The sequence below is a fragment of the Nitrospirota bacterium genome, from assembly GCA_016219645.1.
In the GTDB taxonomy this organism is placed as follows: Bacteria; Nitrospirota; Nitrospiria; order Nitrospirales; family Nitrospiraceae; genus Palsa-1315.
Map to the genome: position 1 here is coordinate 224972 of JACRLR010000018.1, position 20444 is coordinate 245415.

The 20444-nt window shown below is 57.3% G+C and carries 18 protein-coding genes; 11 read left to right on the plus strand and 7 right to left on the minus strand.

From position 1 onward, the window contains the following. Positions 1-85 precede the first annotated feature (85 nt). Complete coding sequence (locus HZB34_07850; protein MBI5315868.1) at positions 86-823, plus strand: hypothetical protein; 738 nt, start codon at positions 86-88, stop codon at positions 821-823. 129 nt (positions 824-952) lie between these two features. Here the strand turns inward: HZB34_07850 and HZB34_07855 are convergent, their stop codons facing one another. The 4 genes from HZB34_07855 to HZB34_07870 are packed head-to-tail and all read right to left on the minus strand — an operon-like array spanning position 953 to position 3656. After that, entirely contained in the window at positions 953-1333 is a 381-nt protein-coding gene (locus tag HZB34_07855) for a cupin domain-containing protein (protein MBI5315869.1), read from the minus strand. An 18-nt stretch (positions 1334-1351) separates the two neighbouring features. After that, a complete protein-coding gene (locus tag HZB34_07860) occupies positions 1352-2464 on the minus strand; it encodes a beta-propeller fold lactonase family protein (protein ID MBI5315870.1) in 1113 nt (370 codons plus the stop codon). A gap of 13 nt (positions 2465-2477) precedes the next feature. After that, a complete protein-coding gene (locus HZB34_07865; protein ID MBI5315871.1) occupies positions 2478-2777 on the minus strand; it encodes an MFS transporter in 300 nt (99 codons plus the stop codon). Positions 2778-2834: 57 nt separating this feature from the next. Further along, complete coding sequence (locus HZB34_07870) at positions 2835-3656, minus strand: hypothetical protein (GenBank protein ID MBI5315872.1); 822 nt, start codon at positions 3654-3656, stop codon at positions 2835-2837. 116 nt (positions 3657-3772) lie between these two features. On the opposite strand from HZB34_07870, the gene HZB34_07875 reads away from it, so the two are divergent. From HZB34_07875 to HZB34_07900, 6 genes are all read left to right on the plus strand, one after another. Further along, on the plus strand, positions 3773-4726 hold the full coding sequence (locus HZB34_07875) for a chromate resistance protein (GenBank protein MBI5315873.1): 954 nt from the start codon (positions 3773-3775) through the stop codon (positions 4724-4726). A 30-nt stretch (positions 4727-4756) separates the two neighbouring features. Beyond that, complete coding sequence (locus HZB34_07880; protein ID MBI5315874.1) at positions 4757-5470, plus strand: DUF1080 domain-containing protein; 714 nt, start codon at positions 4757-4759, stop codon at positions 5468-5470. A gap of 172 nt (positions 5471-5642) precedes the next feature. Beyond that, on the plus strand, positions 5643-6653 hold the full coding sequence (locus HZB34_07885) for an extracellular solute-binding protein (protein ID MBI5315875.1): 1011 nt from the start codon (positions 5643-5645) through the stop codon (positions 6651-6653). Between the two features lie 44 nt (positions 6654-6697). Then, the gene (locus HZB34_07890) at positions 6698-8224 is read left to right on the plus strand and encodes an iron ABC transporter permease (GenBank protein ID MBI5315876.1); all 1527 of its coding nucleotides are present in this window, start codon (positions 6698-6700) and stop codon (positions 8222-8224) included. Continuing rightward, positions 8221-8952: an ABC transporter ATP-binding protein gene (locus HZB34_07895; protein MBI5315877.1), complete on the plus strand. Its 732-nt coding sequence runs from the start codon at positions 8221-8223 to the stop codon at positions 8950-8952. Before HZB34_07890 ends, HZB34_07895 begins: the two co-directional genes overlap by 4 nt. A 657-nt stretch (positions 8953-9609) precedes the next feature. Next, positions 9610-9900 carry a hypothetical protein gene (locus HZB34_07900; GenBank protein ID MBI5315878.1) on the plus strand — a complete coding sequence of 97 codons (291 nt, stop codon included), beginning with the start codon at positions 9610-9612 and terminating at the stop codon, positions 9898-9900. A gap of 99 nt (positions 9901-9999) precedes the next feature. On the opposite strand, the gene HZB34_07905 is transcribed toward HZB34_07900, so the two are convergent. The 3 genes from HZB34_07905 to HZB34_07915 form a co-directional block, all read right to left on the minus strand. Next, positions 10000-13092, minus strand: coding sequence for an efflux RND transporter permease subunit (locus tag HZB34_07905; GenBank protein MBI5315879.1), 3093 nt, complete (start codon positions 13090-13092; stop codon positions 10000-10002). Positions 13093-13094: 2 nt separating this feature from the next. Next, the gene (locus HZB34_07910; protein ID MBI5315880.1) at positions 13095-14276 is read right to left on the minus strand and encodes an efflux RND transporter periplasmic adaptor subunit; all 1182 of its coding nucleotides are present in this window, start codon (positions 14274-14276) and stop codon (positions 13095-13097) included. A gap of 185 nt (positions 14277-14461) precedes the next feature. After that, positions 14462-14920 (minus strand): hypothetical protein, encoded by a 459-nt coding sequence (locus HZB34_07915; protein MBI5315881.1) that lies wholly within the window; start codon positions 14918-14920, stop codon positions 14462-14464. Positions 14921-16032: 1112 nt separating this feature from the next. On the opposite strand from HZB34_07915, the gene HZB34_07920 reads away from it, so the two are divergent. The 4 genes from HZB34_07920 (at position 16033) to HZB34_07935 (ending at position 20442) form a co-directional block, all read left to right on the plus strand. After that, a complete protein-coding gene (locus HZB34_07920; GenBank protein ID MBI5315882.1) occupies positions 16033-18459 on the plus strand; it encodes a hypothetical protein in 2427 nt (808 codons plus the stop codon). 26 nt (positions 18460-18485) lie between these two features. Beyond that, positions 18486-19031 (plus strand): hypothetical protein, encoded by a 546-nt coding sequence (locus HZB34_07925; protein ID MBI5315883.1) that lies wholly within the window; start codon positions 18486-18488, stop codon positions 19029-19031. A gap of 180 nt (positions 19032-19211) precedes the next feature. Next, the gene (locus tag HZB34_07930) at positions 19212-19532 is read left to right on the plus strand and encodes a winged helix-turn-helix transcriptional regulator (protein MBI5315884.1); all 321 of its coding nucleotides are present in this window, start codon (positions 19212-19214) and stop codon (positions 19530-19532) included. A gap of 43 nt (positions 19533-19575) precedes the next feature. Next, on the plus strand, positions 19576-20442 hold the full coding sequence (locus HZB34_07935; GenBank protein ID MBI5315885.1) for an arsenite methyltransferase: 867 nt from the start codon (positions 19576-19578) through the stop codon (positions 20440-20442). Positions 20443-20444: the final 2 nt, after the last annotated feature.

Genomic DNA, 20444 nt, shown 5'->3' on the forward strand with positions numbered 1-20444 from the left:
CCTATGACTTGAGTGAAGCAATTTTTGAATAATGCGGGAATGAATGATTGGACGATTGGCCTTTACGCTGAGAAAGAGGTGGACGATGACACGTCTAGTACGCCTTCTTGGATCCATTCTGTTGGTGGCAAGTTCAAGTGTTCTAACAGCCTCCGTTTATGGGGAGGAAGCTTTATTTGGAACGCCCAAAGGAGCCGAAGGCACTCGCATCTTCAAAGCGGCTGAACATCCATTTTATAGTGGTACGTTCCACCTCAAGGGTGCCGGGACGACCCTCGTAGGGAGTATGCAGGACCGGGCTCCCTGGGACCACCTCGATTACGCCGGCAAACACCTGAATCCAGTGCAAGGGACCATCGAGATTGATGTGAACGAACCCACGAACAGTGGCCAGGTGGTTGCTGAGTTTGTTGAGGGCGCCGACCGGTATCGGATCGTCTTTGACCGGTTTGCCGCGAAAGCTCCGTTCCAGGACGGAGGCGTTGCTACGAGGATTTATGAACATGGTGACTCCGGAAACGGCGATTCCTTGTATCCAAAAACGTGGCTCTATCTTGCTGGCTGGGGCACCGCCACGATGCACAAGAACGATCAGGTGCTCTACAAGGACTACGATGCCCATTTCATGGTCATGGAACGATCCCGTGATCCAAAAACCCATGAGATTCACTATCACGTGAAGCGAACGCTACCTGGGGGAGAAACCGATCCAGCCGGAATGGAAATCGATCTCTGGGTCCGGTCGAAAGAACAAAACGCGAATAATTTTCCTCCCTTTGAGACCTTTGTTCATCTGTGCTGGGAAGAAGTCACCTGGCGGTAACAAAGCTCTTCGTTAACTACTGCCCCCAGTAGACGGGACAGGTCCTCAATCCTCGCGATCAATTCCCGTGTTTTCCGAGACCCATTGAAGAAACCTTTTGCTCGCGCATGGGACCATCGGACACACCACTCAACCCTCTCCGTGATCCTCCACTGGCACATGGTCGCACGGCAGCGGAGATTGGACCAGGATACACACCATGTTCTCGGAGGCGTGAGTATTGCGAATCGAGTGAGGCACGTCTTTCGAGACCAGGACCAAGTCCCCTGCATTTACGGGATATCGATCCGCCCCAACTACGCACTCACCGCTGCCTTCCACAAAATAAAGGATCTCGTCCGAGATGGGGTGCCGATGTAGCGGATTCTGCTGGCTCGGCGCAATGCAGTACATGTTGAAGTGTATGTTGGAGGTCTCGAAAAGGCGTTTTCGTACAAAGGTTCGTTTTCGAAACTCCTTTGCTTCTTTGAGGCTGAAATGCTTTTTCTTCTCACTTCCGACCGGTTTCATACGGATTCCTCCTTCCGGTCACTCCTGACCTTCACCTGTGAATATGGCTCCCACGGCAAGCCTCTTAGGAGAGGGGCCAACTTTGACTGTCGCGACCACCTTCTGCTGCACCACATCTATGACCGTCACGTCATTCGAGCCCGAATTGCTCACCACTGCCAGATCCCCATTCGGTGTGAACCCGATCCAGTTGGGGTCACGACCAACCAAGACACGGCCAAGAATCTTGTGGTCGTTCGTATCCATGATGGTCACGTCATTGGTCGTCTGGGTAGACAGCCAGAGTTGTGTCCCATCTGGAGTAAGGGCCAGTCCATGTGCATCTTTGCCTTCCACCGCAAACTTGGGCTCACATAGGGCAATACGGTCTATCACCTGATTCTTGGCAGGATCGATAATCAATGCCCCGTTCAGCCACCGGATAGTCTGGTAAACCTTCTTCCCGTTTGGGGCAACGACCACCACGCGAGGAAACGCTAGGAGGGAAGTCTCGCTGGTGACCTGCCACACTACCGGGTCGAGTGCCACGAGCTTCATGTCGCCTTCGCTCGTAACATAGATCGTCTTCCCGTCAGGACTGCGGAGGGCAATGTGGGGTTTGCGCCCGATCGCTACCACCTTGATCACCTCTCTTTTAGCCACCTCGACGACGGCTATAGCGTCGGCTTGGTTGAGCGCCACGAAAAGGTAGCGGCCGTCGGCCGATACGGCAATTTGATGAGGGCCTCGGCCCACCTCAATGTTCGCTACCACTTCGTTCTTTGTGGGATCGATGAATGACACCGTACCATCGCCTTCATTTGAAACAAAAACAGCCGTGCCGTCAGGCGCGATGACCACTCCGTGCGGTTTGGCACCTGTTTTGATATGGGCCATCAAACGCCCGTGTTCAGGGTCTACCACCGAAACACCATCCCCATCGAAGTTCGTAATGAAGGCTCGAACCGCCTTCGGGGATTTGTTCTGGGTTCTGGCGTCCTGTGCCAGACTGGCGGCAGACGCATCACTGAGTAGCAAGAAGACGAAAAGCACGGTTGCGTTCTTGAAGGAAAGAGAACATAGGTGCTTTAGCCACCCGGCGATCTTATGAAGTCCTACACAGGTTGAGTCTTTTTGGGTGATATGGTTCATTTTGAGCTCTCCTTTACAATTGGTGTGCGGTCACTGGTGGCGCCTGGCTTTTGACACCAAGCTGGAATGCCAGAGCCGTTATGAGCAAGAGGGTCGCGATCAATCCAAAAGAAGCCCGAAAGTTCTGGCCACCCCACAACCCAATCAGCAGCCCTGCCAAAATCGGTCCTGCAGCATGGCCCACATCGAAGAGGGTGCCGAAGGCGCCCATCGCGGATCCCAGGTGGGCTTCTTTGCAGAAATCAGCGACCAACGCCGCAGCCGACGAGGTGAACATGGCCTCTCCAGTCCCGAAGCAAGCCGCCAAAAACATAACCTGCGAGATCTGGGCTCATGAAGTCGGTACTGGCAATCGAGCACATTGGGCCCGTCACTTAAATATGTCGAAGAGAACTCGGAGCCCAATTTGTACACTGTTCTCCCATGCCTCTTGGCCATCTCCGATTCCGACGCGAGATCCTCTCCATACAACGTCCCACTGCACATCCGGTGTTTTATACCAACGGAAACCCGTCTGAACCGCTGGAAACTCATCTTCGAAACTGAATGGATCACCGTTGAAGGCTTCCGCGATAAAGCGAAGCTCGCGGGAAAAGGTGATCACTTCAAAACCCGCTGCCCAGTAAAGCTTGCTGGTGTACTGGCCCCCGAGCCCCGCGTTGTACTGCGACTTGGTGCCAATGTTCACATGAATGGCCAGCCCGTTATCGTAGGGGTCTGGGCTGCCCTCGGGCGTGAACAGGAACCAGCTGATATGTGCCATAATGAACGAATTCCACAGCTGCCGGTTCCCACTTGTAGGGATCAGGAGGCTCGGGGCGATGGTTACGGAAGGAATAAGTCCGAATGACCGGTGCAGCAGGATCTTAGGCTGGAAGACCAAATTCTCCAAGACGGTGAAGCGTTTGTCCTGATACTCTAGGCCGATACCGCCGGCAGTGATTTGCAACCAATCTGTCACAGACACGGCTTCCAATGTCGCTAAGGTAAGCGCAGCCTTTTGTCCCCTGATGAGCTCTAGGCCGGCAAACGACTCCGTCTCGAGTTGCCCTTTGTCAACGATGCGGGCATCATCGGTGACAAAGGGACGGACGGCCTCGGACGGGGTTGCCCAGACGGTCACCGCTAGGGACGCTATCAAACTCAGAATATTACTAAGTGCCCGGCGCCGCCCAGTTGTTATCCAGGTCATTAGCTTATCCCCCAGGCGCTGGGAGAGGCTCGGCTCATCGGACTCCCTCGACACCCCGAATGCATGTACTGTAACGTGTGTTTTAATTATAAGCAACATCTGTTACAGTGCCCATGATGACTTGGCTTGTCCTCTCGTATTCCCTGTTGTCCCAGTTGGGGTCTAGCACTCGGGTTGGGCTATGGCGCCGACTCCAGCGGCTGGGAGCCGTTGTTTTGAAAAATGGCCTCTATGTTCTGCCCGATCGCGAGGACTGCAGGGAGGCCTTTCAATGGCTTGCCCAGGAGGTTCAAGAGGCGAAGGGGGACGCCATCGTGATGAACGTCGACCGGTTTGAAAGCATGTCCGAGTCGGAGCTGATTACGCTGTTTCACAAAGCGTGCAAGGAGAAGTATGAACAGCTTGATCAGCAGATCGCCGTTCTGGAGAAAAGCCTTCACCCACGATCACAACGGAAGAACCTCCCTCTGATCAGCAAGAAGCTCATGAAACTTGAGCAAGGGTATGAGGACGTGACCCGGCTGGACTTTTTCGACTCCCCCTATGGGGTCCACGTGGCCTCGCGGCTGCGTCATCTGAAGCAAAGCTTATCCCAGGAGAGCCCCGCCATCAAAACGGTGCCCGTCGCTGCACTCGCAGCGTATCGAGATCGGCGATGGGTCACCAGGCCCCGCCCGCATATTGATCGCCTGGCCTGTGTGTGGTTGATCCGGCGATTCATCAATCCGACTGCTGTCATCCGCTATGCCACCCAGCCTGATCCCGATGAAGTGAGGTTTGATATGCGGGGAGCTGAATTCGGCCATGAAGGGAATCGTTGTACCTTTGAGACAATGCTGCTTCGGTTCGGCCTATCCGACCCAGCGCTACAAGCGATCGCTGAGATAGTCCATGAAATTGACCTGCGAGATGGCCGTTACGCACGACCAGAGGTTGCAGGCCTTGATGTCATTCTCAAGGGATGGCTCCTTGAGAAGCTTTCGGATCACGAACTGGAGTCACATGGCGTAACCCTCTTTCAAGCGATGTATGCGGCGCTTTCACGCAAGCCGAGGCCAGCTGACAGCTAACCGACCTGGCATTAGAAGAAGGAGAATCAGATGCGCAGTGACTGGTGGCGTTTCCTCATCATGGGACTCGTGATGCTGCTGATATCCTGCAGCGCTCCCAATGTCACCACGGCCCAACCAAGGAGCGGCACCCCGTCCACGACAGAGGGATCGATGTCTTCCCATGAGATCACTCTCACATTCGACAGCTTCGAGACAGGGAGGGTCCCTCCCGGCTTTTCGACTGCCCTGACTGGTGGTGGCCCGGTCTCCTGGGTGATCCAGGAAGACCCCACGGCACCCAGTGGAGGCAACGTGCTTGCCCAAACAAGCGCCGACCAGACCGACTACCGCTTTCCCGTCTGCGTCTACGACAAGTTCACGGCCAAGGATGTCGAGGTCTCCGTGAAGTTTAAGGCCGTCTCAGGGACGGTGGACCAAGCAGCCGGTCTCGTGGCGCGGTTCAAGGACAAAGACAACTACTATGTGGTCCGTGCGAATGCCCTTGAGGACAACGTCAGGCTCTACAAGGTCGTAGGTGGCAGTCGTAAGCAACTCGCGGGGGCCAATGTAAACGTGCCGCATGGCGAATGGCACAGCCTCACGCTCGCGATCAAGGGTAGGCACATGGAAGTGCGTTTCGACGGCACGCTCCTGTTGAAGGCCGATGACCGGACCTTCGAAGAAGCAGGCAAGGTGGGACTGTGGACCAAGGCCGACTCGGTGTCGTATTTCGATGATCTCCGGGTGAGACCTTTACAGTAAAGAGAGCACGTTGGGAGGACTAAGGCCCTCAATGGGAATCGTGGCACTTTAGGATCGCAACCAGCAGGTTCGCTTTCCTCACAGCAAACTTGCTCAGACCGGTCAGATGGGCTCTGTACAGGCCCCTAACCTGCCACCCAGGCAATCATCGTCAATCGTTAGAGGAAAGCCAATGCAACGGATTCTCGTCGGGGTCCTCTTGGGATTACTGGCATCAGGCCTTCTCAGCTGCAGCCGAGGAGGAGCCCAAGAAGTTGTCGTCTACACGTCCGTGGACCAGGTGTTTTCCGAACCGATCTTCCGCGCGTTCGAGCGTGAGACCGGAATTGCCGTCCGCGCGGTATTCGATACCGAGGAGACGAAAAGCACCGGAGTCCTCAACCGCCTCATCGCGGAAGCGCGGAGTCCCCGCACAGATGTCTTCTGGTCCGGGGATCCAGTTCGCCCATTTGTCCTCATCAACCATGGCCTCGTCGAGGCGTATATTTCTCCAAGCGCCACCGCGATCCCACCTTCCTTTAAGGCCGCCGATGGCACATGGACCGGTTTCGCTGCCCGAGCGCGGGTGCTACTCGTGAATAAACATCGGGCCCCTTCGCAGGACACCCCCCGGTCCATCGAGGACCTCGCGAATCCTCGGTGGAAAGGGCAAGCCGCCATGGCCAATCCGCTCTTTGGCACCACAACCATGCATGTCGCTGCACTCTTCGCTACCTGGGGACAAGCGCGGACAGAAAGATTTTTGGAGCAGGTGAAGGCGAACAAGGTACGGATTGCCAGCTCGAATGGAGAGGTCAAAAGGCTCGTCATTGCCGGCGAAGCGGCCTTCGGGCTTGTTGATAGCGATGATGCAACAGATGCGCTGAACGCAGGAGCGGCTGTGGAGGTGGTCTACCCCGACCAAGACACGCTCGGCACCCTCGTCATGCCGACCGCCGTCGTGCTGATCCGTGGAGGACCGCACCCGCAAAACGGACGGAAACTGATCGATTACCTGCTCAGTCCTGATATCGAAGCGCGCATGGCAGGGACCGCCGGCCACATGCCTTTGCGCAGCGCTGTGCCGACCCCGGTGCACGTTCGCCCAGTGAGTGCTCTGCGCATGATGCCTGCGGACTACTCCCGGGTGACCTCGGAGATCGAGCGCATCCAGCCATGGCTCCGGAATTGGGTCGGCCTGTGAGAACTCCTCTCAAGCGACTCGAGGAACCTCTTGCACTTTACAGTGTGGGTGTTGTGCTTTGCCTCGTGGCGCTGGTGCCATTCCTCTTCCTTGCCGGCGAACTGGTGGTCGGCGGCCCGAAGGTAATGTCCCAGAGCCTTGCGATAGTCACCTCGTTTCGCCTTCAGAAACTCTTTCTGGACTCTTTCGGTCTCGCCCTTGCGGTGACCGTCCTTTCCCTCCTGGTCGGCGTGCCCATGGGAGTGCTTCTCAGTAAGACGGATGTTGCCGGCCGATCATTGGCTCTGCTCCTCCATGCCTTCCCCATCTTCGTCCCCCCGTTTCTGCTTGCCCTTGGCTGGTTCTACGTGTTTGGTCACCACGGGTTCCTCGGAAACGAAAGGACCGGAGCTGCCCTGTTTAGCCCGCTCGGAGTCGTGGCCGTGCTTTCTCTGAATTTTGCCCCCATTGTCACCCTGTTTGTCGTGATTGGCCTACAAGGCATTGATCAGACCTTGGAAGAAGCGGCCCGTCTGGTCGCTCCGCCGTGGCGGGTGCTGACCCGTATCCTGCTGCCACTCACCTGGCCGACCGTGGCGACCGCAACCCTCGTCGTGTTTGCGCTCGCCTTCAGCGAATTGGCGGTACCCATGTTTTTGCGCGTACCGAATTATCCGGCGGCAATTTTGGCGCGCCTCGGTGGCATGCAATATGATCCCGGCGAAGCGTTTGCGCTCGTGTTGCCTCTGCTGGGGCTTTCGCTGATTCTCTTATTCATCGAGCGCCGGTTCCTGGGCGAGCGGTCGTTTGAAGTGTTTGGCCTCCGTTCCACAGAAGCATGGACGAGGCCGCTCAGATCCTGGCGGCCCGTCATGAGCCTCGTCTGCTGGTTACTCGTACTCTTCAGCATCACGCCCCTTGTGGCCCTAGCGATTCGTGCGAGCGACGGTGGCTTTCCTGCGGTCTCCCAGTGGATCGGGTCTAGCCCAGGGTACAGCGTACTATTCGGGAGCATCTCCGCGACGGTGATTGTGATGATCGGACTCGTGGCAGGTCGCGCGGTCGCACGGAAGACACCTGGCTCCCGCTATTACGATGCCGTTGCCGTCCTGGCGTTCGTCGCACCCGCGTCCGTACTCGGTGTGGGCCTCATCGCTGTGTGGAGTCGTCCAGCGACCCAGTTCGTATATGGAAGTATAGTCATCGTATGCCTTGGTCTTATCGCCCGGTATGGAGTCATCGGCATCCGCACCCTCGCTGCGACGATTGCCCAGAGTTCGCCTCATTTAGAAGAGTCGGCGGCCGCCTTCGGTGCACACTTCTTTCGACGGCTGACCCGGATCTTGCTGCCGATGCATTGGCGAGGCGTCGTCGCGGCATGGTTGCTTGCCCTGGTGTTCTGCTTGCGCGATCTTGACACGGTCATCCTGTTCTATCCACCCGGAATGGAAACCCTGACGATCCGTATCTTTACGCTGGAGGCGAATGGCCCGGAGGCTGTGGTCGCCGCACTCGCCGTGCTCCACATTCTCCTCACAGCGGGCGTGCTCGGCGCAGGGGCCGCCCTCCTTCTCCGAGGAAGACCGCGGTGAGCGCACTGATTGAGCTTGAAGACATTTGGTTGTGCTACGGAGGCCACTCGGTGCTTTCCGGCCTGAGCCTCTCTGTCCCTGAAAGGGACATACTGGCCCTGCTGGGCCCCTCCGGGTGCGGGAAATCCAGCGTGCTGAGGCTGATCCTCGGTTTGACAGCGCCGGATCGCGGTGTGGTCCGTCTCCGGGGAGAGACCGTGAGTGAAAACGGACGCATCATGCGTCTGCCGGAGGAACGCGGTCTCGCTGTGGTGTTTCAAGACCTGGCTCTCTGGCCTCATCTCACGGTGGGCGGTAATCTCAACTTCGTGCTCGGCTCGAAAAAGCTCCCGAGTGAAGAGAAAGATCTGCGGATCACAAATGCACTCCGGCGCGTAAGTCTCGGTGGTATGGAACACCGGTACCCAACGGCGCTTTCGGGCGGCGAGCGGCAGCGTGTCGCGATCGCGCGAGCCCTGGTCCTGGATCCGGACGCGATTCTCCTTGACGAGCCCGCATCCAATCTTGACGTGGTTCTCAAGCGTGACCTCCTCAGGATGTTCCGACAAATCCTCAAGGAGCGGGAGGGGACGGCGCTATACGTGACGCATGACCCACGGGAAGCAGCCAGCCTCGGCGATCGTATCGCGATCATGGAGAAAGGGCAGATTGTTCAAGTAGGTGAGCTGTGTCAGCTACGCGCTCTTCCCGCAAACGATTTTGTCCGGGCTTTCGTGGAGGACATCTAGCAAGGCAGAAAGCCGCTATTGCAGTCACGGGAGTGTGCTGAAACTGGCTCTGCAAGAAGAGCGAATCGGGGCCATTGCATCGTGATCAACGACAACGAGAACATTTATCGCTCCCGCCCGGTACGCTGCCTGACGCTTTTGCGGTCGGGACGTTGTTTGACGGGCGTACCGCTGGAGACTAGAAAGTTGTTCAGTCCAGTCATGCGCCAAGCCCACCTCACGTGATCGGGCAACTCATGGGGAAAGGGGCGGAACATGCGTAGACGGTGGTCCTGCTCAGCGGAACCACGTCGTTGGATCTGGATCTGGAAGTATCACTGCTGCCGGAGGAGGGCAAAGCGGACATGGGTGGTGGCCTCATCTGACGTGCAGCAGACGCTCAAGACTTTCGACCGGATCATTGACGTTCAAAGTGGCGTAAACTCCGCGTCATGACGAGGGGATGCCAGCTACAAGTCTTCTTTGATGCAAAGTTGGTTTTGATTCGTGCGATCAGATCTTCACACCGGGCCAGGTTGGGCTCTGGACCAAATCTGACGCGGTGACATATTTCGACGACCTGCGGCTTCATATTCTGCCCTGAGAGCGCGTGCGATGATCAAGGTAGTTACAGCCTTCGGGAAAGGAATGCGGAGTGCCCAACACATACGGAGATCTGTGACGGGACTGTTAGCGCTGATGTGTGCGGCAGGGTGCGCGATGTTAAGCGGAATCCCAGATCTCGACACTCCAGATGGACGGGTGTACGCGCAACGTTGTGGAGGCTGCCACGGCGTGTCCTATATAGGAGGTCATGGGGTGCCGGATCCGCGGTTCCGGACGATAGCGGAATGGCAGGAAGTCCTGCCCAAAATGGACCGTCTGATCCGCGAAAAAGGACTTCCACCACTGACACAACCGGAACGTGAGACCATAATCCGCTACCTCAGCCAGCACGCGAAATCTTAGGGTTCCCCCTTGAGGCGGCATTCCAACACTGGGCTCAACGTCATGTGTCGGAGTGGGACTTCCTGGAATTCTTTGAATTAATGGATTCGGCCCAAGCTATCACGGCACTCGGGACACTCCATTACTCATCCTGCGACACATACGGGCATACACAGCAGGAATGACCAGCAGTGTTAACACGGTCGAAGTGAGCAGCCCGCCGATGACTACCGTGGCGAGGGGCCGCTGGACCTCAGCTCCCATGCTCGTGGCCAGTGCCATGGGAAGAAATCCGAGGCTGGCGACGAGTGCCGTCATCAGCACGGGCCTGAGTCGGTCCATGGCCCCCTGCGTGATGGCCTGCTCAGTAGGGAGCCCTTCGGACTCGAGTAGCCGGATGTGGCTGACCAGCACCACACCATTGAGCACCGCAATGCCAAACAGGGCAATGAATCCAATGACTGCCGAAATACTGAGCGGCAAACCGCGTAGCCAGAGGGCCAGAATGCCACCAGATAGGGCCAAGGGGACATTGAGAAAAATCAGCAGTGCGGGACGCATGGCCCCGAAGATGACCGACAGGACACCCAGAATCAGGAGGAGGGTGATGGGCACGACCACAGCCAAGCGACTGGTGGCTTCTTGGAGATGCTGAAACTGTCCGCCCCATTTCAATTCGTACCCTGTCGGAAGTGATACCTCGCGTGCCACTCTACGTTGAGCCTCTGCTACAAAGCTGCCAAGATCCCTTCCGCGAATGTTAGTTTCCACCACGATACGTCGCTGCACGTGCTCCCGGCTGATCTGCGCCGGTCCCGTGTCCACCCGGATGGCCGCCACGCGGGAAAGAGGAACGAGTTCACCTTGACCGGTGGGGATGAGCAGACTGCCCAGTGCGAGAGGATCAGCTAATGCGCTGTCGGCTAAGCGGACGACGAGGTCAAAGCGTCGTGGGCCTTGCACCACAGTGCCGACGACACGTCCCACACGTGTGGCTTGAACAAGGGTCAGCACATCGTCTGCCGTGAGTCCATACCGGGCGATCTGTTCCCGATCCACAATCACTCGCAGCAGTGGAAGGCCCGCGACCTGTTCAACTTTGACGTCGGCTGCGCCACGCACGGTTTCTAACTGACGCGCCACAGCCTCGGCCTGCTTTTTGAGCACCTCCAGATCAGGCCCGAAGATCTTGACCGCGAGATCGGAGCGCGTTCCTGCGATCAACTCGTTGAAGCGCATCTCAATCGGTTGCGTAAATCCGAGGCTCACGCCCGGAACTGCTTCAAGAATGGCGGGCTTCATCTTGGCGATCAAGTCTTCGCGCGTGCCGGCCGTCGTCCATTCGTGCTGCGGCTTGAGGATGACGAACACATCGGACAGCTCCACTCCCATCACATCGGTCGCCACCTCGGGACTCCCGGTTCTGGTCACCACCTGCACGACTTCCGGAAATTGGCGAAATACCCGTTCGACGTCCAAGGCAGTTCGGACCGACTCGCTCAGGGACACGCTGGGTAATCGCCATACTTGAATCGCCATGTCCCCCTCGTCGAGTCGAGGCACAAACTCGATGCCGAGCCACCCGGTGATTCCAAGACTCACCACGAACAGCCCAATGGCTGGCGTCACCACCCAGGCCGGGCGCGCGATTGCCCATCTGAGACAGGGCTCATAGGCACGGCGCAGCATGCCGATCACCGGCGTGTGCTCATGTCCAGATTTAGCCCGCACAAACCACAAGGCAAGCAGGGGGGTAACCGTCACTGCGAGGAGAAGTGATCCAGCCAGAGCCAGGATGACGGTCAGTGCCATAGGACGGAACATCTTTCCCTCGATCCCGGTTAGCGCCAGGATCGGCACGTATACGAGAATGATGATACTGACGGCCAGGGTCATGGGGCGAAGTACCTCGCGGCCGGCCGCCTGGATCTCACTCAGCCGTGCGTCCTGGCTCATGACCCCCTTCTTTGCCAATCGACGGAGGATGTTGTCGACCATTACGACCGAACCATCCACGAGCAATCCAAAATCGATGGCGCCGAGACTCATGAGATTGCCGGAGAGCCCCGCCTGCATCATCCCGCTGAACGCGATCAACATCGACAGCGGAATGGCGGACGCCACGATCATGCCTGCGCGAAGATCGCCGAGGAAGAGGAACAGCACTGCGACGACGAGGAGTCCGCCCTCAAGCAGATTGTTGCGCACGGTGTGTATCACCTTCGAGACGAAGATGGTTCGGTCGTAGTAGGGTTCAATTGTCACACCAGGAGGGAGAATCGCTTCAATCTCACTCACGCGGATTTTGACACGTTCAACAAGTTGCTGCGCATTCTCGCCCGCCAACATCTGGACCATTCCGATGACGGTTTCGCCCTCTCCCATCGCGGTCGCCGCGCCGATGCGGAGTGCCGACGCCTCCTTCACCTCCGCGAGGTCTGAAATGAATATCGGTACGCCCCCGGAGCCGCGCGCCACCACAATCCTCGCGAGGTCGGCCACCTGGGTCGCCAAGGCCTCACCACGAATGAGCAATTGCTCGCGTTGACGCTCAATGTAGCCACCGCCGGCGATGGCATTGTTCCGTTCGAGCGCCTCAAACACTTGCCGAAGCGACAGTTTGTAGGACAGGAGCTTCGCGGGATCGACCACCACTTGGAACTGTTGAGGTTCTCCCCCCCATATGTTGACTTCGACCACGCCCGGCACCGCCCGCAGGCGCATCCCGATCTCCCATTCGAGCAGCGTTCGGAGTTCCATGGCACTGTAGCCGTTTCCTTTTACGGTGAATTGATAGACTTCGCCCAATCCGGTTGTCAGCGGTCCCATAATCGGACGGCCATACTCGACTGGGATACGTTCCATCGCACGGGCCAGCCGTTCGGCCACCAACTGTCTCGCGCGGTAGATGTCCGTCCGATCGTCGAAAATTGCGGTGACCGCCGAGAGCCCATAGCGCGACACAGAGCGGAGTTCGCGTAGGGCGGGCAATCCATTTAGCGACGTTTCAATCGGAAACGTGATGAACTGTTCCACTTCAACCGGGCCGAGCGCGGGGGAGCGGGTTAGGATCTGGACCTGAACCGGGGTCAGATCCGGCATGGCGTCAATGGTGAGGTGGAAGAAGGACCACAGGCCGATGACGATCACGAAACTTGTTGCCACCAGCGTGAAGAAGCGGTAGCGCAACGAGAGGGTGAACAGCCGTTCCATCTTTACCCTCCCTCTCCGGACTCGATGTGTTCTTTCAGGAGGACGTTCTTCAGGTCAAAGACCCCGTCGACCACCACCTGCTCGCCCGCTGTCAGTCCTTTGCGCACTTCAACCCACCCCCCACCTTCGCGACCGACGTCAATCGGGACAAAGGCATACCCAGTCTCTCGCTGCACGAACACGCCACGCACGTTGTCCGCCGTCGTCACCGCTGAGACGGGAATCGCCAAGGTCGGTGCACTTGCGATGGCCAACTGAACATCCACATACTCTCGTGGCTTCAGGCGCTGCTGCTGGTTCGCGACCTCGAACCGAACTCGAATCGTCCGGGTGGAAGCATCCGCGACCGGCGCAAGATACGTGAGCGGAGCCGTGACCGGCTCACCGCCCTTCGGCAGGATCGTCCCCACATCGCCCTCTTTGAACTTTCTGGCCTGTTCAATCGACAGGTTCGCGAAGACCCAGACCCGGCTCGTGTCGACGATCTCGAACAGCTCCTTTCCAGGAGCGACTCCCTGCCCCCGCACAATATGTTGCGCCACGACGGTTCCGGCGATCGGCGAGGTGAGCGTATAGCGATGCCCCTCCATATGACTGCCATGCTCCAGTTGATGTAATTCATCTGCCGTCAGGCCCATGTTCAGCAGTTTCTCGCGCACGTGCTGGAATCTCGCCTTCGTCTCCAGATATCGGCCCTTGTCTTCAATGAGCTTTCGTTCGGACACAATGTCCTCGGCCCGAAGTTTTTCTGTTCGCCGGAAGGTGTTCTCGGCCACATCGACCTGCGCCTTGCTCACGAGGTACTCTTCAACTAGCTGATCGAACTGCAAACTGCCGATGGCCGCGAGCGGCTGACCGGGCTTAACCCGATCACCGAGCTGCACGTGGATCTTCTCGACTTGTCCTTCAATCCGGGACGTAATCTGGGCAACCTGCTTCAAGTCGAGGGCGACTTCGCCCGGGGCCGTTACCACCTCTGGAACGACGTGCACGGCGACCGTGTCGATCCGTACTCGATCCCGCACGGCCGCCGGAGCTTGAATGATGCTGATGCGAGGAGCGCCTGATTGTGGCGATTTCGCCACCGATGATGCAGGTTCGCTACTGCGATCTCCGCACGCCGTGAAAGACAGGAACAGCGCGAGCAAGCATGAGCCGCTCCAAGTAATCCCTCTGGTTCTCATAGATCAGGCTCCTATCTGAATCTCTTCGCAGGCGATACGCTCGGACCATCCATGATAAGCCGGAGGGCTCAAAGTGGACGGCATCGCGATCCCCGGAGGTCAGAAGATGGGAAGGGCATCGCCCCTCACCGACATCTGACGCCGATATGTTGCGTTACTTGATTGTCAAGAAACGAAAAAATGGATCAGAGGGATTGAAAGGGAGGGGCACGCAGTGGGATGGCAGTGGAGAGAAACAGAATGTTGGGTGGGGTGTCGGGCTGCAATGCAGCCACGACAATGGCTTGATTGGTCGTTGAACTGCCGTCGGATGGCAATTCAGCAATTATAATTCCTGGCTTTGGCTGTGGACGATCGATCGGAACGGTCAGCAGTGAAAAATCGAGTTCAGCGTGATTGAGCGCATGACCGAAATGCCCAATAGTTTGAAGATGCTGATGCGCGGATTCAGGACAGGTCGAATCGTGGACAGTTTCCGTGAACTCGCACTCGAGGTCTGGGGAGAAAACAGTATGGATCGTGCCACCATGAACATGACTCGCATCCCCGTGAAGATGATCGGCTTCGGGATGGATATGAAAGAACGGGACCACGAGCATCCACGTGGTCAACCAGAATATGGCAAGTATACGGACTCGCGTCACGCTCAACACCTTTCCGCTCTCGGTCTTTGTAACCTGAAACTCAGGCTACACCACTTGGGTCGCAGGAGCAAGTTTCAACGCCTTTGCTTGTTGTCATCCAGGGAATCCAGAGAACGAATCGGTGCTTAGGTGGCTTTCTGGAAACTCCCCTTTGCTGTGCTAAATTCGTGCTAAAAGTTATCTAAATAGATGAGAACCATTGAAGTCAGTAGAGTCGCTAGAACACTCCTAAGTCTTGGTATACAAATAAAAAACGGGGAAACCATTTGAAACACCGAGTCTTTTTAAAATCGTCTTGTTCACATTCGTAAACCGCAGGTCGTCCGTTCAATCCGGATCGCCGGCTCCATTTTCAGTGGCTGATAGAAGCCTCGCAAGCTCGAACCTGCGCTTGTGCTAACCGACCGTCCTGCCTCCAACGCATCCAGCCCTTCCCGCGGACTTTCCACCGCCAAGGAGCCGCAGCAGTGAGAGGCCGCTGTTCGTCTGCCGTGGTCAGCCGGCGATCCCGAGTGTTGTTCTCCCGCTCCATCGAGACACGGCAGACCTGGTTATCGGTACAGCATCCCCACTCTCGACGACCCGGATAAAGCGCTCTCGAAAAAGTCGCAAGCTCACGATTACTCGTGGCTGGTGTGACCCCAATGGTATAGAGCTGGCTCTTATAGCTCAGGATCAGCGGCGACGTGACCCTACGCATAGAGCTGCGGGAGAGGAGAAAGGAATTGGGCAACCTGGTCGGACGGGGCGGGACCAGACTTAACGCGAACCCGCTTTTCTAAGAGCTTCAAACGAATGGCCGCTACACGGAATCACAACGCTCTCATCCTATACAGGGCTATTATAAGTAAGTGCGTACGAGTACTAGACAATATTTAATTGCAGATTCCAATCAATCCCATTTTTCACTCTGCGCCTCAGCCTGGATCATGTACTTAGCGGACCCCAGGGACAGAATGTACCGTGCCCGTATGTAACCCTTTTGGGGGGGGGTATCAGTGACCCTTTCGGGGTATTGTCATGTCCCCTCGAAAGTATCACAACGTCCCCCACAAGCGGTATCCCTGTTGATAACGATGAGGTGTTGCCATGATCTGTAAGGAGGTGTTGCCATGCAAGTTGTAGGAAGTCCGATTCGAAGCAGATCCGGTATGCTCTGGGCCGCAGCCGGAGTTGCATTGTTCTTGCTCATGCAGGCGCCACTTGCGCGTGCAGTACTCAATCCACCGACTCCGTATGTACTTGATGCGGGAACCCAGCTGACGCTCGAGCAGGCCGGGATTCTCAAGCAGGATGGCCAGAAGTGGGGCCGCGTGCTGGGGAAGGCGCTGTTCTGGGATCAGCAAGCCGGCAGCGACGGGAATGCCTGCGCCAGCTGCCACTTCCACGCCGGAGCCGACACGAGGCTCAAAAATCAGATCAACCCGGGTTTCAACGACATCACCGTGGGAGTGAATGGAGATACGACCTTCGGCTCAGAGCGGTCGGATACTCTCGATGTTGCTCGGGGTATGATGCCGTCCGGTTCGCCGGCCGGTCCGAACTATACATTGAAGCCGGGGGATTTTCCCCTGCATCAGCTCAAGGACGAGACAGACCGGAATTCGACGATCAAAACCACTACGAATGACCGCATCTCCTCCCAGGGCGCCTTCGACGGAACCTTCTCGAGGGTGAAAATCCTGGGTCAGCCGGATAAATGTACGCTGGATGGCGAGATCTTCCACGCGGGCCGCTATGCGGCACGCCAAGTGGAGCCACGCAATACGCCGACCACCGTCAATGCAGTGTTTTTTCACCGCAACTTCTGGGACGGTCGTGCCAACAACCTCTTCAACGGCGTGGGCGTCTTCGGCATGCGTGACATACACGGCGATCACAATAAGCGCCTGATCGTCCTGGATCAGACCAACAAGCCGCAGCTCGGCTATCTACAAGTCGAGAACGCCAGTCTCGCCTCCCAGGCTGTCGGTCCGCCGCTGAGCGATCTGGAGATGTCTTGCGGTGGCCGGTCCTTTCCCGATGTCGGGCGGAAATTATTGTTCACCATCCCGCTGTTCCAGCAGAAGGTGGACAAGAGCGACAGCGTGCTCGGCCCCTATGTCAGCCCCCTTGGCAAGGGCCTCAAGCTGCAATACCGCTATGCGGAATTGATCAGGAAGACGTTCGATCCCAAGTATTGGGCTGCACCGGGGCGCTACAAGATCGAAAATGGGAAACTGGTGAATGACCCGAAAGGGTACACACAGATGGAGATCAACTTCTCCATGTTCTGGGGCCTCTCCATCATGCTCTACGAATCGACCCTTGTGTCGGACCAGAGCGAGTTCGACTCCCGCCAGGCGGATGGCCGCTTGGTCATGAATCCTGCGTTCGGTAACCCTAACAACGGACGCTGCACCACCAATCTGCCGGCTCCCCTTAGCGGCGATGAAGAGTTATTGCTGCGAGGATGCACAATCTTTTCTAAGGCAAACAACGGCAGCAATAGAGGGAATGATGGATTGAAGGGGGGAGGCTGTTTCACCTGCCACATCTCGGTGGGGGGTGGACAAGTAGGTGGAGTAGCAAGGTTTCCTTCGCCCATGCTCGCCGAGAACACGTTTCAGGCAGGGGAGACATTTCCGATTTTCCTGCCAGTCCCCGACAGAAATGGCGTCAGAGCCCTTCGGGATCAGGGCTTTGCGGGCCTCGGCCTCCGGCCTGCATTCACCGATCAGATGAGCGGGAAGACGGATCCCTACGGTAACCCGCTATCGTTCGGGGGACAGCTCTGGAACCATCTGGACGGCCTGGCCAATGCCGTCCTGGACCCACCAGTTCAACGGGCCATTACGGCGGGAACGGCACCGGCCCGAGTCGTCGGAGGTGGAGGGGGCACCTTTGCCAAGCTCGAGGTGGACGGCTCGTCCAAGGCCCCGATCCTACGCAACGTTGCGCTCACACCGCCCTACTTCAGCTGGGGGGGGTATCCGTCGCTGCGGCAGCAGTTGAAAGTCTACAACCGTGGTATGAACCGGCGTGATATCACAGCCGCCAACGGCTACGCCGATCGTCCAGCCGGAAGCACCTGTACGACCGGCGACAACTCTGGCTCTGGCCCAGACGGCAAAACGGCCTTGACAGCACTGGGTAGTGACTGCAGCACCAACACCACCGGTGCCATTGTCGCTCTCGGCCTGGCCGATTGCGAGGTCCCTGCAGGGACTGCGCCTGGAGACGAATGTATTGCTCGGGGTTTGACTGTGGCCAATGATGATCTGGCTGCGCTTGAGCGGTTCATGAAATCGCTCACGGACCGTCGTGTTCAGTGCGACATCGCGCCGTTCGACCATCCGGAGTTGAAGGTCACCGATGGGCATTATGCCAGTGACCAGAACCGCGATGGTAAGGCGACCGACATCGCCTTCTCGCTTCCTGCGGTCGGTGCCTCGGGCTATGCGCCTGCGTCAGGGTTCTGCATTCCGAACTCAGGCGATCTGTTCGCTCCGGGCATGCAGGCGAGGTCCGGTGGTGCACGAGTACCATTGGCGCCCTAGGTTCGCATTGTCGCGATAGAGCGGTTGTGAATATTCATGCAATCAGACCGACGCCGGCTTCGTTTGAATGGAGCCGGCGTCGGGCTCCCTCCCGAAACTGTACTGTACTGCCTATTCTCCATGGGATGCCGATGAAGGCTATATGGCTAGGAATGAGGCGAGGGCTTCCTGGCTTGCTGCTTGGTGTGAGCATTCTCGCAGGGGCCCTTGGCTGTGGCTCAGGCGCTACTGACGATCGACCGAATCACAATTCGCCCATAGGGGTAAGCGAGCCAGCCGGGTTGCAGACGAGCCCTGTCGCTGGGAACGCTACGACCGCTGCGACAGCGAAGGGTATTCCGAAGGAACCATTCTCAGGGTCGAATCACAAGGCCATGCCACCCGATGATGTGAAAGCCCAGGAGCGACTGAAAGAGCTGAATGTCTGGGCCAAACAGGGATTCGCGGAAGAGGATGCCCCCCTCATACGGGCCTTGAACGACCCGGATGAACGGGTGCGTACGCGAGCGCAAGAATTGATGGTGGGAGACTGGTCTGCTGAGAGCACCGCGGGTTACCCCCCTCCACGCTAACGGATAGCCGAACGCGTCAAGTTGTCCATTCAATCCGGATCCGCATCTTTTTTTAGCCGCTTCGCCAATGCTCGTCTCTCGAGCAGAACCTGGTGTCACAGGTTCTGTGAGTGTTTCGTTGGACACCTCCTTGTCGTGGCGGGCCTTGACTAATCAAGTTTCGTTGATATATATGTAGCTATGGTCGCGTTCACTGTCCCGCTGAAAAAATCCGTCTCACTGTTTCATGCCTTATCAGACGAAACGCGATTAGTCTTGCTTGAACGGTTGAACGAAGGGGAGCAATGCGTCTGTGAGCTGACAGATGCCATGAAAGCCTCACAGTCTCGCCTGTCCTTTCATCTCAAGGTGCTCAAGGGCGCCGGGCTCATTCGTGATCGCCGGGAGGGGCGTTGGATGTACTACTCGATCGATCCAACTGCGATTGAGGAACTTGAAGCGGTGATCGATACCTTGAAGCAGGTCGCGAAGTCAGCTGGCTCAGCAAGTCGGTGCTGTTGATTTTTTGATCTAATTGATCAACATTTATTGATGGGAGAGGCTTATGATTGATCAACAGGGGTTAAAAGACGAGATCAAGGCTCGGTATGGGAAAGCCGCGTTACAATCCCAGCAAAAGGAACAGCGTTCCTGTTGTGGAGCCGGTTCTGTTCTGACGGACGGGCAGCTCGACCCTATTACCGGCAATTTGTATGGAGATGGCCAGACGGCAGTACTGCCAGAAGAGGCAGTTCGGGCATCGCTCGGTTGTGGCAATCCGACCGCATTAGCACACATTGCGATGGGCGAGACAGTCTTGGATTTGGGGTCTGGCGGTGGAATCGATGTGCTGCTGTCGGCCAGGCGCGTTGGGCCAAGCGGCAAGGTCTACGGGCTGGACATGACCGATGAAATGTTGGAGCTGGCCAGAGCCAACCAAGCCAAGGCCGGTGTCACCAATGTCGAGTTTCTCAAGGGCGATATCGAACACATTCCCCTGCCGGACAATTCGATTGACCTGATCATCTCCAACTGTGTCATCAATCTGTCGCCGGATAAGGATCGGGCGTTGGCTGAAGCCTTTCGGGTGCTGAAACCTGGTGGGCGGTTTGCTGTGTCAGACATCGTCATCCGAGGTGAGATGCCGAAGGCCATTCGGCAGAGCATCGAATTATGGGCTGGGTGCATCGCTGGTGCCTTGGAGGAGACAGAGTACAAGAGGAAACTCAGCCAGGCTGGCTTCGAGCAACTGTCTATAGAAGCCACGCGCGTCTATACGGCCCAAGATGCCCGGGATCTCTTCAACGGGACTGGCGTTGAAATTGAGGCGGTCGCCCCCCTTGTCGATGGCAAATTCGTGAGTGGCTTCATTCGCGCGTCAAAGCCAGTCGCGAGCCAAGCGGCCTGTTGCGCCACAAGTTGTTGCACATGAGC